This is a genomic window from Pararhodospirillum photometricum DSM 122 (assembly GCF_000284415.1).
Classification (GTDB): Bacteria; Pseudomonadota; Alphaproteobacteria; order Rhodospirillales; family Rhodospirillaceae; genus Pararhodospirillum; species Pararhodospirillum photometricum.
Map to the genome: position 1 here is coordinate 3,462,039 of NC_017059.1, position 14,678 is coordinate 3,476,716.

Annotated in this window: 12 protein-coding genes and 1 tRNA gene; 5 read left to right on the top strand and 8 right to left on the bottom strand. The window is 66.3% G+C overall.

What is annotated here, in order from left to right:
* Positions 1–15 precede the first annotated feature (15 nt).
* Both RSPPHO_RS15400 and RSPPHO_RS15405 read left to right on the top strand, forming a co-directional pair.
* A tRNA-Arg gene (locus RSPPHO_RS15400) sits at positions 16–92 on the top strand.
* A gap of 29 nt (positions 93–121) precedes the next feature.
* Positions 122–913 carry a substrate-binding periplasmic protein gene (locus RSPPHO_RS15405; protein ID WP_014416136.1) on the top strand — a complete coding sequence of 264 codons (792 nt, stop codon included), beginning with the start codon at positions 122–124 and terminating at the stop codon, positions 911–913.
* On the opposite strand, the gene RSPPHO_RS15410 is transcribed toward RSPPHO_RS15405, so the two are convergent.
* The 5 genes from RSPPHO_RS15410 to RSPPHO_RS15430 form a co-directional block, all read right to left on the bottom strand.
* On the bottom strand, positions 910–2,961 hold the full coding sequence (locus RSPPHO_RS15410; RefSeq protein ID WP_051013940.1) for a PP2C family protein-serine/threonine phosphatase: 2,052 nt from the start codon (positions 2,959–2,961) through the stop codon (positions 910–912). The two genes, RSPPHO_RS15405 and RSPPHO_RS15410, sit on opposite strands and share 4 nt — an antisense overlap.
* The gene (locus RSPPHO_RS15415; RefSeq protein ID WP_041795849.1) at positions 2,958–3,302 is read right to left on the bottom strand and encodes a slr1659 superfamily regulator; all 345 of its coding nucleotides are present in this window, start codon (positions 3,300–3,302) and stop codon (positions 2,958–2,960) included. The genes RSPPHO_RS15410 and RSPPHO_RS15415 overlap by 4 nt, the downstream gene beginning before the upstream one ends.
* Positions 3,303–3,379: 77 nt before the next feature.
* Positions 3,380–3,958, bottom strand: a complete 579-nt coding sequence (locus RSPPHO_RS15420; RefSeq protein ID WP_041795851.1) for a slr1658 family protein — start codon at positions 3,956–3,958, stop codon at positions 3,380–3,382.
* Positions 3,959–3,983: 25 nt separating this feature from the next.
* Complete coding sequence (locus RSPPHO_RS15425) at positions 3,984–4,850, bottom strand: GGDEF domain-containing protein (RefSeq protein ID WP_041795853.1); 867 nt, start codon at positions 4,848–4,850, stop codon at positions 3,984–3,986.
* Positions 4,851–5,042: 192 nt separating this feature from the next.
* A complete protein-coding gene (locus RSPPHO_RS15430; protein ID WP_041795855.1) occupies positions 5,043–6,746 on the bottom strand; it encodes a monovalent cation:proton antiporter-2 (CPA2) family protein in 1,704 nt (567 codons plus the stop codon).
* Between the two features lie 134 nt (positions 6,747–6,880).
* Here RSPPHO_RS15430 and RSPPHO_RS15435 point away from each other — a divergent pair, with 134 nt between their 5' ends.
* From RSPPHO_RS15435 to RSPPHO_RS15445, 3 genes are all read left to right on the top strand, one after another.
* A complete protein-coding gene (locus tag RSPPHO_RS15435) occupies positions 6,881–7,924 on the top strand; it encodes a TRAP transporter substrate-binding protein (protein ID WP_051014063.1) in 1,044 nt (347 codons plus the stop codon).
* 69 nt (positions 7,925–7,993) lie between these two features.
* Positions 7,994–8,506, top strand: coding sequence for a TRAP transporter small permease subunit (locus RSPPHO_RS15440; protein ID WP_014416143.1), 513 nt, complete (start codon positions 7,994–7,996; stop codon positions 8,504–8,506).
* A complete protein-coding gene (locus RSPPHO_RS15445) occupies positions 8,503–9,786 on the top strand; it encodes a TRAP transporter large permease (RefSeq protein WP_041797677.1) in 1,284 nt (427 codons plus the stop codon). Before RSPPHO_RS15440 ends, RSPPHO_RS15445 begins: the two co-directional genes overlap by 4 nt.
* Before the next feature lie 53 nt (positions 9,787–9,839).
* Here RSPPHO_RS15445 and RSPPHO_RS15450 read toward each other — a convergent pair whose 3' ends face one another.
* From RSPPHO_RS15450 to RSPPHO_RS15460, 3 genes are all read right to left on the bottom strand, one after another.
* On the bottom strand, positions 9,840–10,253 hold the full coding sequence (locus tag RSPPHO_RS15450) for a NifB/NifX family molybdenum-iron cluster-binding protein (RefSeq protein WP_014416145.1): 414 nt from the start codon (positions 10,251–10,253) through the stop codon (positions 9,840–9,842).
* A gap of 162 nt (positions 10,254–10,415) precedes the next feature.
* Complete coding sequence (locus RSPPHO_RS15455) at positions 10,416–12,449, bottom strand: methyl-accepting chemotaxis protein (RefSeq protein WP_051013941.1); 2,034 nt, start codon at positions 12,447–12,449, stop codon at positions 10,416–10,418.
* A gap of 248 nt (positions 12,450–12,697) precedes the next feature.
* A complete protein-coding gene (locus tag RSPPHO_RS15460; RefSeq protein WP_014416147.1) occupies positions 12,698–14,464 on the bottom strand; it encodes an acyl-CoA dehydrogenase family protein in 1,767 nt (588 codons plus the stop codon).
* Positions 14,465–14,678 lie beyond the last annotated feature (214 nt).

Genomic DNA, 14,678 nt, shown 5'->3' on the forward strand with positions numbered 1-14,678 from the left:
TAACGAGCGGACGGTCTCCCCGTAGCTCAGCAGGATAGAGCGTTGGATTCCTAATCCAAAGGCCACAGGTTCGAATCCTGTCGGGGAGGCCATCCCGCCAGCGACGGCAGGGAGGGAGCCGATGAAGGGGTGGCACGCCGTCTTGTTGTTGGGCCTGCTGCTGGCACAGCGCCCCGTGTGGGCCGGGGACGGGRCCGACCGGCTGGCCCGGATTGAGGCAACCCACACCCTGCGGGTCTGTATTTGGCCGGACTACTACTCCATTACGTATCGCAATCCCCGGACCCAGACTCTGGAGGGCATTGATATCGAGATGGCCCAGGCGTTCGCCGCCGATCTGGGGGTTGCCGTGAGCTTTGTCGATAGCTCCTTTGCCGCGTTGATCGAGGCGATGACCCAGGATCGTTGCGATATCGCCATGCATGCGGTGGGGGTGATCCCGGCTCGGATTGCGTATATGGACTTCAGCGAGCCGACCTTGGTGAGCGGTATAGTCGCCGTGACCACCCGCAACCATCCCTCCGTGCGCACCTGGGAGGACATCGACCAGCCGGGCCACGTGGTGGTGGTGCAAAAAGGGACCTACATGGAAGGCGAAATGCGCCAGCGCCTGCACGCAGCCGACCTGACGGTGGTCGAGGCCTTCAAGGAGCGCGAGCAGGAGGTGCGTAGCGGCCGCGCCGATGTGTTTATGACCGATTATCCCTACGGCCGGCGTATGGTCGATCACACCGACTGGGCCCGCCTGATCGAGCCGCCGGCTCCGGTCGCCCCCACGCCTTACGCCTACGCCGTGCCCCGCGGCGAACCCGTGTGGCTTGCCCGGGTCAACGCTTTCGTTCATCACGTCAAAACCGATGGCCGCTTGCGCGCCGCCGCCGCCCGCTACGGCCTCCTCTCCATGCTCCCCTAAACAACCGAGGGGTCTGGGGAGGCTGCGCCTTCCCGGCCGTTCTCTTCCGCCGCCCTTTGCTTGAACACAACCAGCGTCACATCATCGAGCGCCACCTGATCGCCTTGATGGGCGCGCACGTCATCAAGCACCGCCTGCACGACCGCGCGGGCCGGGCCGTCGGCGTGTTTTTGCACGGTGAGGTGCAGGCGCTCAAGGCCATAGAGTTGGCCGGCGGCGTTGACGCTTTCGGTAATGCCATCGGTATACAAGACCACCATGTCGCCCGGGTCGAGCAGCACGGTGGTTTGGCCGAGGTAGGCGCCGATGTCGTCCTCCAGTCCCAGCGGCATGCCCAGCATCAAGGTGTCCACATCGTCGAGCCGGCCATCGGTGCGGCGCACGATCACCGACTCGTGCTGCCCGGCGATCACCAGTTCTCCCCCGGGGTGTCCATCGGACCGGGGGTGGTGGTCAATGAGGGCCAGAGTCACGGTCTTGCCGCTGCCCAGGCGGCGCATGCTGGCCATCACCGCGCGGTTCAAGGTGGTGATCAAGGTGGGCAGGTCGGTGGGCCCGCTCTCGGTGAGCGCCCGGATGGCCGATTGGGTGAGCAGCATGACCACCCCGCTTTCCAGGCCATGCCCAGTGACATCGCCAATCCCGAAGCGAACCGTCCCATCGGCCTGGGTCAACACGTCGTAATAATCTCCCCCCACCTCGTTGGCCGGCTCCATGAAGGCGGCAATATCCAAGGAGGGGATGGCCTTCAGATCCTCGTCGCGGGGCAGCAACATGCGTTGCAGGCGGCGCGAGACATCCAGTTCGGCGCCTAGGCGGAGGTTTTCTTGGGACAGGCGGTCATTGAGGGCGCGGATTTCTGCGTGGGCTTGATCCAGGCGGTGTAAGGCCCGCTCGGTTTCTTCTTTCTCCCGGGCCAGGATCGCCCGCTTTTCCATTTCCAAGGCGGTGAGGCGGCGGCTGTTGTGCTGCCAAGCTTCGACGGTGCGGGCCATGATCCCCACTTCGTCCCCGGCCGCGGTTCCGCGGACCACATGGTTCTGTGCGCCCTGCGAGAGGGCATCAATATCCTCGACCAGTTCACTCAAGGGGCGCTGTAAAGAGCGCGCGATCACCACCACCGCCAAAAACCCCGCCAGCAGTACCGCGGCCCCCACCACCGCCACCGTGATCACCACGGTGCGCGTGGCGCTCTCCAAGGCGCGGCGCGCCGCCAGATCCCGCTCCCGGGCCAGGGAGACCAGGGCTTCGGTCGTGCGGTACAGGCGCGGCAGGGAAATGAAGTCGATAAACAACGAGCGCTGCATCCAGCGCCGGCTGGCGTCGATAAGGTCGGCCAAGGTGGCCTCGGCGTCGGCCAGATGGGCGTCGATCAGGTGCACCGTGTGCTGGTCGGCGGCCGGCAGGCGGGAGACGGCGAGGGGTAAAGAGTGGCGCAGGCGTGCCAAGATGTCTTGCATCTGCACGCCGGTGGACAAGCGTAAATACACCTTAAAATCGAAACGAAGGCTCTCTAAGACAGCAAAGGCATTGTGGTGGTTGGGCAGATCGGGAAAACGCTCCTGCAGCAGGGCCATCAGCCCCTGGGCCTCGCTTAGGGTTTGGGCCAGGGCTAGGTGATCGGCTTCGATGCGTGTGTTGAGGGGCGGCAGCAGGGCTTGGTGGGTTTGGGCATCGTCCACGGCATGGCGCAGGGCGGCAAGGGCCTCGGCGACATCGGGACCGGGCAGGGACACCGCGTCCAGGGCACGCACCAGCATCAGATGCTGAAACGCCATGTCGTCGCCGAGCAGCGGCACGCGGGTCTTGGCGTAGGTGTCATACAGGGTTTGGTAATGCCCCGAGGCTTCCCGGACCCGGGCGATGGTGTCCAGATGATGGCGCAACGCCTCGGCCGTGGTCCCGTGGTGGTCCACAAGGCCAAGAATGCGTCCTCCGGCCCCCACGGCCACCGCCATGGCGATCCCGTAGAACAACAACACCAAAAAAATTCGCCGTCCGACCGGGAGGTAACGCAACAGGCTGGTCGCGTCGGCCAGCACGCTCACGAGAAGTCCAGCGTCAGGGACGGCATCAGGCGTTGTAGGTTGACCAGCGAGCGTCCCTGCCACGCGACCTCGCGCGAGCCCAGCACCGTGACGCATCCGCCCTGGCGTTGGCGGGCCTCAATGACAAACTTGGAGAGCATGGCAATGCCGGAGCTGTTGAGGAACTCCAGAGCGCGCAGGTCAAGGGTCAGGACCTCGTTGTCTTCAAGGGCCGTGCGCAACAGTGCCGCGACCGGCTCGTATTCCACGAGGCCGTTCAGGCGCAAAGTGCCGGAGAGGGTGACGACACTCTGGGCCGAGTCGTAGTGGACATGGAACAAATCACCAGTAATTTCGGTCATGGAGGACGGATCTCGGGAGAAGATGCAAAGGGATTCAGCACGGAACAAAGGCGCGGGACGCAAAACGAGGACGGCTCTCAGACCATGAGTTGGACGATGGTTGTCACCTCGGTCACCCCTTCTTCCTGGGGGGCAAAGCGCCAACCGAGGCAAGCCCCGTAGTCATTCCTCATGGTGACCAAGCCCAGCCCCGATCCGGGGACCTCGGGATGGAGGGCTTTTTCCTCAACGGCGGCGAGATACGCTTCCAGGGGGTCGGTTTCGGCCAGACGCGCGACCAAGGCGCGAAAGGGCTCCACCCGGTCGGCCGCCATCGGGTTGGTCGAGACCACGGTGATGCGCGTGGGTTCCAGGATCAAGCGCAAGGTGATGGGCTCGCGGGCTTGGGGCAGGCTGTATTTCATGGCGTTTTCGAGCAGCTCGTTGGCCACGTAGGCCACCGCCGCGCGAGCCTGGGCCTGACGCGAGCGCGTCGCCGGATCATTGGCCTCGGCCGGAAAAAACGTTGTCACGTAATCGCCGAGGAAGTCGGCCGACAAGCCGTTGTTGCGCCAACGCTGACGCAAGGGCAACAGACTGGGGGAGAAACTAAGGGACAATGTCTCCAAAATGGCTCCGGGGGCCGGGTCATCGGCAACGCCAATCTGTTCGATCATGCCTGGGTCCTGGTGTTCGGGGGGCTCACGACGCGCACACCTGATCGCGTCCTTCCGTCTTGGCACGGTATAGCCGTCGATCCGCCATACTATACAAGGTGGAGGGGGCGTCGGCCTCCAGGGGAACCAAGCTGGCGACGCCAATGCTGACTCCTACCACCCCGGCCGGCGATCCCGCATGGACCAACCCTTGGCTCCGCAGGGCAAGGCGGACGTTATCGGCGACCTGACACACCCCATCGAGCGGGGTATCAGGCATGAGAATGGCAAACTCCTCGCCGCCCACTCGGGCCGGTAGGTCGGGGGCGCGCCGACAGGCATCGCGCAAGATCCCGGCGAAGGCCACCAGCACCTCATCGCCGGCCAGATGCCCGTAACGGTCGTTGTAGGCCTTGAAGTGGTCGAGGTCGCAAATCAGCAGTCCCAGGGACTGGCGTGCGCGCAACGCCCGGGACCACTCTTTTTCCAACATGCGGTCGAACATCCGGCGGTTGGCGATGCCGGTCAGGCCATCCAGACGGGTCAGGGCCTCCACCTCGGTGTAACGGGTCAACCATTGCAGGTCGATATCGTCGCTGTGCTGGGTAATGGTCTGGACCAGCACTTCCAGATCCTGTTTCTGCTGGGACACGGCCTCCAAGACGCAGGCCAGGCGACGTTCGGCCACCACGCGTTCACGCACTTCGGTGCGCAGGCGGTCGTTGGTCGCCCTGAGTTCGATCTCAATGGCGTCGCCGTGTTCTACGGCGGTGGTCAGAGCGATTTCGAGATCGGAATTATGCTGTTCCAGGGATTGGACAAGGGCGCGCAGACGCTTGATCTCCACCGTCATGGTGCGCAGAGACAAGGAGGGAATATCGGTCTGGAGATCGTCCGGAAGCGAGCGGATCATCCGGTGCCCCCTCCCATGCCAGTGGCTTCCCGGGGCCGGCGCCTCCCGCGCCCCTGTCCTATAAGAAACGCTCCCTTTGTCGGAATTCAAGAGGGATCCGGCCGAAAAGGCTTCTTCCGGGAGAGGACTTTTGGTTTACCAGAAAATACGACCAACAAGCTGTATCCTTTTTGGCTGGAATGGGGAAGGGGGTTAAGCCAGCGGGTCAAGCTCCTGAACCAGCCCCCGATAATTATTCTGCCGGAGGTCGCGCAGCAGCTTGGTGACGTCCTCAGGATTGGCTGCCCCCGCCTTGGCGGCTTCGGCGCCGAGCCGCAGACTCGATTCCAGGGTTTCCGGCACGGCCAGCGCCGCCCCCAAGCCCAGCAGATGCGCCGAGGTGGCGCGATCGCGGGCCCGCACGTGCACCGGCAGATGGGGGAAATGGCGTCGGGCGCTTTGCACGGTTCGTTCGGCGACCGCCGCTGTGTCCAACGTGATGACAAGAAGCCGTGCCGAGTCGGCTCCCAGGGCGCGCAGAATCTCCGGCCGGCTGGCATCGCCGTAGTAGACCTTGAGGCCGTCGCGTCGGCCGCGCTGAACGTTGTCGGGGTTGAGGTCGATGGCGCGGCAGGGCACCCCGACATGCACCAAAAAGCGCGCCACCGTTTCGCCCACCCGGCCGAAGCCGGCAATCAGCACCGGGGCGGCAGCGGTGTCGTCGGGGGTTAGGGCGGGCACCGGCACCGGCGTTTTCAAGCGCGGCGCCAGCAGGTCGCCGGCCAGGGCCAGCAAGGGCGTGCAAGCCATGGACAGGGCAATAACCGAGACCAGCGTCGCCCCCAAGCTGGGCGAGAACAGGCCCTGGGCGATGGCGAAGGCAAACAGGACAAAGCCGAATTCCCCGGCTTGGGCCAGCACCAAGCCCAGGCGCGCCGCCTCGGCCCGATCCAAGCCCCACAGCCGCCCCAGAGCGCCCAGCATCAAGGCCTTGATCGCCAGGACACCCGCCAAAATGGCCCCCACCAGCGGCAAGGTGCGCAGCAAGGCCCCCAGATCCAGCTCCATGCCCACGCTCATGAAGAACAGGCCCAGCAGCAAGCCGCGAAACGGCTGAAGGTCCAGTTCGACCTGATGACGGTATTCGGAATCGGCCAGCAGCAACCCAGCCAAAAATGCCCCCAAGGCCATGGACAGGCCGACCGTTTCCATCAGCCAGCCCACCCCCAGCACCAAGAGCAGGGCAAAGCCGGTAAACACCTCGGCACTTTGATTGGCCGCCACCAACTTGAGCAGCGGGCCCAGGATGACCCGTCCGCCCACGATCACCCCGCCCACCACCGCGATGGTCCGCGCGATGGCGCCCACGATCTCCCCGGCCGGCATGGCCGCCGCCGAGTGGGCGAGCAAGGGCACCAACGCCAGCAGGGGGACCACGGCCAAGTCCTGCAACAGCAGCACCGAAAAGGCGGCCCGCCCCCAATGGCTGGCCAGTTGATTGCGCTCGGCCATGATCTGCAAGCTGAAGGCGGTGGAGGACAGGGCGAGGCCCAGCCCCACCACCAAGGCACCTTCCCACGCCACGGGCAGGGCCACAAAGGCGAGCCCGCCAAGAACGGCACCGGTGAGCCCCACCTGGGCCGTGCCCAGCCCAAATACCAGCCGGCGCATCACCCACAACCGGGAGGGCTTGAGTTCGATGCCGATCAAGAACAGGAGAAACACCACCCCGAAGTGACCGACTTGGGCGACAAGCTCGGGTTCGGTGATTACGCCCGCGCCTGAGGGGCCCAAGATCACGCCGGCCACCAGATACCCCAAAATAGGCCCCAAACGCAGCCGGGTGAACACGGTGGCCGCCGCGATGGCGGCGGTGAGCAAGGTCAGGATTTCGATCAGGGCGGTGTCATGACCCATGGGCGGCTCCTTGACGGGCGAAAAACCAAAAGGGAAGGCTGGGGCAAGGTGGTAAGTCGGTGGAAATGCGCGGGCTCTCGGCGCATAACAGCGCCACCCCGTTTCGCCTCGCTCGCGCAAGGAGGAGTATCCCGATGGTATCCCAGCGTTTGTCGTCGTTTTGTCTGGCGTGGGGGGCCTGTGTCCTGGCCGCGCTGCTGGCGGGCATGGCCCCGGCATCGGCCGCTGAGGTCACCTTGCGCTTTGCCCACTTCTGGCCGGCGGTGTCGGGACCCCATCGCGACGTTTATCAGGCCTGGGCCGACGCCGTGACCCAGGCCTCGGGCGGGCGCATCGCGGTGGAACTCTACCCGGGTGCCACCTTGACCAAGGCGCCGGCCCAGTACGACGCGGTGCGCTCGCGCCTTGCCGATGTCACGGCGACCATCCAGGGCTATACCGCCAATCGCTTTCCCCTTAGCCAGATTGTCGAACTGCCGGGACTTGTGAAAAACGGCAAGCACGGGGCGTGCATCCTGCAAGCCCTGTACGACGATGGTCTGATCAAGGACGAGTACCGCGACACGCATCCTTTGTTCTTCTTCACCCATGGCCCCGGTCATTTGCATACCCGCGAGCGGGTCGTGAAAACCCCGGCGGATCTCGCCGGCCTGCGGCTGCGCCGACCCACGGTGGTGACCGGGGCCTTGCTCGAAAGTCTGGGGGCCAAGCCCGTGGCCTTGCCGGCCCCCGAGACCTATCCGGCGATGCAGCGCGGCGTGATCGACGGCGCGGCCCTGCCGTGGGAGGCCATGGGGTCGTTTCGCCTGAACGAACTCGCGCCTTATCATACCGAGGTGGGGGGACTTTATACCCTGGCGTTCGTCGTCACCATGAATTCCGACGTGTACAACGCTCTTCCCCCTGACCTGAAGGCGGTTTTGACGGCTCACAGCGGGGCGGCCTGGGCCGAGAAGGCTGGCCGCGTGTTCGACGGTCTCGACACGGTGGGGCGCGACGAGGCCCTCAAAGCCGGCCACACCGTCGTCACCATTGAGGGCGGCGCCGATAACCCGGCCTGGAAGCCGGCCCTCGATCAAGCGACCGACGCCTATCTGACCGACCTGGAAACCCGTGGCTTGCCGGCCCGGGCCGTCTACGCCCGCGCCAAGGCCTTGGCCGCGTCCTGCTCCCCCTAAAAGGAGAGAGCGGTCTGGGGAGGCTCGCCTCCCCGGCCTTCCCTCCCACGCCCACGAAGGAAACTGCCCATGACGACCCTGACCAACGCCTTCGATGCCCTGGCCCTTTGGATGTTCCGGTTGGCCGGGGTCTTGCTCCTGATCATGGGAGGCGCCGTTTTGGTTGACGTCGCCGGGCGCGCCTTACTGCGCCTGAGCGATGGCCGCATCGACATGACCTTTGTCGGCGGCCCCGAAGTGGTGGCCTATACCCTGATGTTCACCGTCTTGTTCGGCCTGCCCCATGCCGTGGATCGCGGTCAGGTGGTGGTTGATGTCTTTACCGAAAAAGTGGGCGAACGCACCAAGGAGCGGATGGCCGCCTTCTATTACCTGGGCTTTGCCCTGCTCGGTGCCGGTCTGGCCTTTCGGTTGATTGTGGGGGCGCTGGACGCGCTCAACTCGGGCCTGACCACCCAGGTCTATCAGGTGCCCATGGCCGCCCTCTTCGGCCCGGCCGCCTTTGCTACCCTCGTTCTGGCCCTGCGCGCCTTGTTGGTTGCCGGGCGCACGTGGCGGGCGGCGGGGGCTTTGCCCCGGTGAGCGCGCCCGTGATCGGGGCCTTGTGCGTGGCGGCAATGATTGGGCTGATTGCCCTGCGTTGCCCCGTTGCCCTGGCCCTGGCCGCCACCGGCTTTGTTGGCTTTGGGGTGATCGTGGCCTTTGGCCCGGCCCTGGCCTTGTTCGATGGTCCGATCGAGACCGTCTCCACCTACGCCTTCAGCCCGATCCCCTTGTTCTTGTTCATGGGGGTGCTGGCCAGCCATGCCCGGCTCTCGGCGGATTTATTCACCGGGGCGCGGACCTTGTGTGGCGGCTGGCGCGGCGGCATGGCCTTTGCCGCGCTGGGGTCGTGCGCCGCGTTTTCGGCTATTTCCGGCTCGTCGCTGGCCACCGCGGCCAGCATGGCCCGGGTGGCCCTGCCAGAAATGCGCGCCAACGGCTATGCCCCCTCGCTGGCGGCCGGGACTCTGGCGGCAGGCGGAACCCTGGGGATCATGATCCCGCCCTCTATCGCGCTCTTGCTCTATGCCCTGATCACCGAGCAGTCGGTGGGCGCGATGTTTGTGGCCGGCATCGGGCCGGGCCTGCTGGGACTGTTCCTTTATGGAGTGGCGGTGGTGGTCGTGGTGGGGCTCAAGCCCCATCTGGCCGCCCCAGGGCAGCCGACCACGGGACGGCAAAAGCTCGAGGGTCTGGCCGGCATGCTGCCCTTTGCCGGTATTTTTGCCCTGATCCTGGGCGGCCTGTACGCCGGCTTGTTCACGCCCACCGAGGCGGCCGCCGTGGGGGCCGGGGCGACCTTGGCCCTGGCGGTGGTGCGGGGGCTGACTTGGGCTGGCCTGCGCGCTGCCTTGCGCGAGACCCTGGTGCTGACCGCCTTGATCTTTTTCATGCTGATCGGCGCCGACATCTTCGGGACCTTCCTGTCGGTGTCGCGGCTGGCCGCGTCCCTGGCCGAGACGATCACTGCCCTGGCCCTGCCGCCTTATGCCGTGCTCTTGTGCGTGATGGCGCTGTTTATTGGCCTGGGCTGCGTCATGGACGGCTTGGCGATGATGCTGCTCACCGTCCCCGTGGTCTATCCGGTGATCCTGGCGGCGGGCTTTGATCCGGTGTGGTTCGGGGTGATGACCGTTGTGACCATCGAGATGGGCCTCATCACCCMCCCGGTCGGTATGAACGTTTTTGTCCTCAAGGCCATGGCGCCCGACGTGCCCATGCGCCGCCTGTTCAAGGGGGTCCTGCCCTTTGTCGGGGCCGATCTTGTGCGCCTGCTGCTGCTGATCCTTTTCCCCTGGATCGTCCTGCACGGCGGCTAACCCCCCAAGAGGGGTCTGGGGAGGCCCGCCTCCCCCAGCCTTCCCTTTCTTCCCTAATGCCCGCAGCAGCACTTATGCTCATGCTCATGCTCATGCTCATGCGCGTGCTCATGCCCCTTGCCCTCGGGCCGGCACGCCGCCTGGGCCTCAGGCAGACGCCCCGTGGCCGCCAGATGGACCGCGTGGAGCGGATCGCTCTCCTGCGTGAGAAGGACGCGCACCCCCCGGGCCTGCATCTTGGCCACAAACCCGGCCCCGGCCTCGCTGGTCAGGATCACATCAAGTTGATCCAAGGGATGGGGGGCATCGCCCTCGACATCGTGCATGGCCATGCCCGGCGGCAAGTCGAGGCGTTCGAGTTCGCTCACCGTGCCATCGGGGGCGGTTTCGTAAACAAGGAACCGCCGCGACCGGCCGGCATGGGCGGTAATGGTGCGAAAATTCTGACTACTGACACCGATACGCATGGATGCTCTCCTGACAACGCCGGCTCTGGGGCCGTGCTCTTGCTGTAGCGCCTTTAACGCGGCGGCGGCATGTCCAAACGCAAGGGACGCAGAGTGTTTTCTTGAGAATTCGCAAGAGCAAGGCTGGGGAGGCGGGCCTCCCCAGACYCCTCCTTCCCTTTTTTACACGCTGGCCACCTGTGCCAGGAAGCGGTCGATGGCCTCGCGCAGGGCCTGGCTCTCGCGGGTTAGGGCGGCCACCGCCTCCACCAGACCGGCGGCGCGCTCGCGGGTGTCGGCGGCCCGTTCGCGTAGGCTTTGCACATTGCGCGCCGCGTCGTGGGTACCGCTGGACACCGCCTGCACGGTGGCGGCGATGTCACGGGTCGCCACGCCTTGTTCCTCGACGGCGGCGGCAATGGCGGTTCCCGTGTCGCGCACGGTGGCGATGGCCTCGGCAATACGCCGGATCCCCGCCACCGTATCGCGGGTTTTGCCCTGGACCGCCGCGACCCGCTGGCCGATCTCCTCGGTGGCTTGGCTGGTCTGGGTGGCCAGTGATTTGACCTCGCCGGCCACCACGGCAAAGCCCTTGCCTGCTTCGCCGGCCCGCGCCGCCTCGATGGTGGCGTTGAGCGCTAGCAGGTTGGTTTGGGCGGCAATGGCGGTGATGAGATCGACCACTTCGCCGATGCGCTCGGCGTCCAGGGACAGGGCATCCACGGCCTCGACCACCGATTGGGTCTGGCTGGCCGCCTCGTCGCTGATCCCGGCCGAGCGCTGGACCTGCTGGGCAATCTCTTGGATCGAGGCCGCCAGTTCGCCCGCCGTCGCCGCCACTTGGTCAGTGTCGCGGCTGGCCTGATCCACCGCCAACGAGGCAGCCCGCGCCTCGCCCCCCGTGCGATCGGCCAGCCCATCCACCGCCTGGGCGAGGGTGCGCAGGTGATCGAGTTGGGTTTGGGTGGCGGCCAGCAACTCGTGGGCAGTTTCCTCGAACACATGATTAAAGCCGGCCAGGGCCTGGGTGTGTTCGGCCAGCCGGGCCCGCTCGCGGGTGTTGTCGCGTTCCAGGGTCTCGGTGGCCTGCATGGCCTGACGGAAACTCTCCAGGGCCCGGGCCAGCCGGCCGATTTCGTCGCCACGCTCCCCATCGGGCACGCGGTGCTCCAGATCCTTGCGTTCCAGGTGTCCTAAGGTGGTGATCAGCCGCCCCATGGGGCCGGTGATGCTGCGCCCCAGCAGCCACGCCAGAACCACGGCCAGCCCCACCACGGCGGTGGTGACGCCCACGGCCATCAAGGCGTTGCGGTGCAAGGCCCGTTCGATCTCCTGGCTCATCGCCTCCTGGGTGGTTTCGGCGTGGGTTTTGACCTGCTGCAAGGTCTCGACCAGCCGGTGTTCGGCCGGGATCAGGTGGGTGGTCACGGTTTCGGTGCGTGAGTCGAGCAGGGTCCGGGCCTTATGCAGACCATTGCGGTAGGTCTCAAGGGCGGCGCGGGCGCCATCCAGGCGGGTTTCTCCCGGCGTGCCCCGGGCGATGCGCTTCATGGCGCTGATCTTGGCGCCCACGGCGTCCAGGGCCGGGCCGACGATGCTGAAATCGGCGCTCTCGGGGTGGATGAAATAGGCATCGGCGGTCATGCGCGCCGTGATCAGGCGCATGCGGGCTTCTTGGGCCATGTAAACCGTGTTGGCCGACCCGGTGGCCACCGCGTCGGCGTTGACCTCGGCAAACACTTGCTCCAGGGCCTGTCCCAAGGCCCGGACCTCGGCAAACTGAGCCTCGGCGCTGAGCTGGACCGTGGCCAGGGCGCGCAGGCCTGCATCAAGGCTGTCCAAGGTTCCCTTGAGGTCGGCCAGGGCTGCCCGATCCTCCGGCGCGACGAGGGGCGTTGCCCGGGCCAGGATCGCCGAGACTTCGGCCACGGCGTCTGGAGTTTTTTGCAAGGTCTGGAGGGTGCTGGTGGCCAGGAACAGGGCGAGGGCCCCTTGAATGTCGCGCTGCAACAACGCTTGGGCGTGATCCAGGGCAAAGCGGGCCTCGGTCAAGCGGCGCACCGTGTCTACCTGATCGCGGGCCACGAACAGGCCCAACACCCCGCCGCTGCCCAGGCCCAGGAGCAACACCACGATCATCCCGAACCCCAGGGTGATCTTGCGTCCGATAGACATGTCGCGGGCAAGGGCGGTCAGCCGGCCGGTCAGCGTCGCCATCTCCAAAAATCCTTTCGCTGGGACCGTCGAGGAGAGCGGCAGTACACACCCATTTGCGCCGTTTTTCCCGTTCTTTTTTGCCTGTTGGTGGATTTTTTCGATCACAATCAAACCATTATGGTTCCTGTGCCGAAAAGACCGATGTCTGCTAGGAGATTTTGAGGGAAGAAGGGGAGTGCGGACCAGCGGGAATGAGGGGTCTGGGGAGGCCGCGCCTCCCCAGCCTGTCTTTTTACCCTGGGCGGACTTCAGGCCGAGGCCAAGCCGTCGGCGTCGAGCGCCAGCAGATCAGCCGCTCCGGCCTTGATCGCGGCCAGATGGCCCGACGTGGCGGGAAGAAGCTGGTGCACGAAGAACGAGGCCACGGTCTGGGCCTGCTTGGCCCGCCCCGGTGCGTCCTGCGGCGCCCGCTCGGCCTGCTCGACCAGCAGCCAGCCGCCCACCACCAGCCCGGCCAGGGCCAGGAAGGGGGTGGCCGCCGCCTGGGTGGTCACAGCGTCGGCATGCTCCAAAATCCAGGCGCGGGCCGCCTCCAAATCATCCATCCCGCGCTCCAGGGCCGTCGCCAGGGCCGGGGCCGCCTTGTCCCGGGTGACGCGCATGTCGCCCAGGAGACGGGCCAGGGCTTGGCCGCCGTCGCGCACCGTCTTGCGCCCGATCAGGTCCAGGGCCTGAATGCCATTGGTGCCCTCGTAAATCGGAGTGATGCGCACGTCGCGCAACAACTGGGCGGCGCCGGTTTCCTCGATATAGCCCATACCGCCGTGCACCTGGACGCCCAGGTCGGCGACCACCACCCCCATGTTGGTGGACCAGCCCTTGGCAAGCGGGGTCAGCAGGGCGGCGCGGGCCTCGGCCTCGGCCCGGGCCACGGGATCTGGATGGCGCTCGGCCCCGTCGAGGGCGGCGGCGGTGGCCAGGGTGATCAGGCGCGCGGCCTGGGTCAGGGCCCGCATGGTCAGCAGCATGCGCCGCACGTCCGGGTGATGCACGATACTCACCGACCCCGGGCCGCGCGTCACCACGTTGGGGCCCTGCACCCGTTCGGTGGCGTAGGCCAAGGCCGCCTGGCAGGCGCGCTCGGCCACCCCCACCCCCTGGACGCCCACCCCGAGCCGGGCGTTGTTCATCATGGTGAACATGTACTCGATGCCGTGGTTTTCCTCGCCTACCAGCGTCCCGATCGCCCCGCCCTGATCACCAAAGGCCATCACACAGGTCGGGCTGCCGTGGATGCCCAACTTGTGCTCCAAGGACACGCAGCGCACGTCGTTGACCGCGTCCAGGGTGCCGGCGTCGTCCACCAGCCGGTGCGGCACGATGAACAGCGAGATCCCCTTGATGCCCGGCGGGGCATCAGGCAGGCGCGCCAGCACCATGTGGACGATGTTGTCCGTCATGTCCTGGTCGCCGTGGGTGATGAAAATCTTGGTGCCGAAGATCCGGTACATCCCCGGGCCCAGGTCCGGCGCCCGCTCGGCCCGGGTGCGTACGGCGGCCAGATCGGAGCCGGCTTGGGGCTCGGTCAGGTTCATGGTGCCCGACCACTCACCGCTGATCAGGCGCGGCAGCCAGAAGGCCTTTTGCGCGGCTGTGCCGTGGTGGCTCAACAGTTCCACGGCGCCCGCCGTCAGCAAAGGCGCCAGGGCAAAGGCCATGTTGGCGCTTTGCCACATCTCTTGCACGGCGGTCGCCACCAGCCACGGCAGGCCCTGGCCTCCGTGTTCGGGATCAAAGGGCACGCCGTTCCAGCCGCCCTCGCAGAACTGGCGGTAGGCGTCGGGGAAGCCCTCGGGGGTGATGACCCGCCCGTCCTCCAGGTGGCAGCCCTGGCGGTCGGCCACTGTGTGCAGGGGGGCTAACACCCCTTCGGCGACTTTCCCCGCTTCTTCCAAGATGGCGGCCACCAGATCATCGCTGACCTCCTCGCAGCCCGGCAACGCGGCCACCTCGGCGAGGCCGGCCGTGCGCAGGGCCAGGGTTAGGTCGGCAATCGGTGCTTTGTAGACAGTCATGCGCTTTTCTCCCGATGGGGCGGCCGGGCCTTCCCCTCCCGGCGCTCAGGCCGAAGGGTGCACAACCGGGGGCCTTCCGGCAACAGCGCAGCGCAAAATGGGCGGGGCGAAAAAAGGAAGGCTGGGGAGGCGGGCCTCCCTAGACCCCTCCAATCCTGGGGCTTCCTTCATGCGAGGTGGGGTCTGGGGAGGCCCGCCTCCCCAGCCTTCCTTC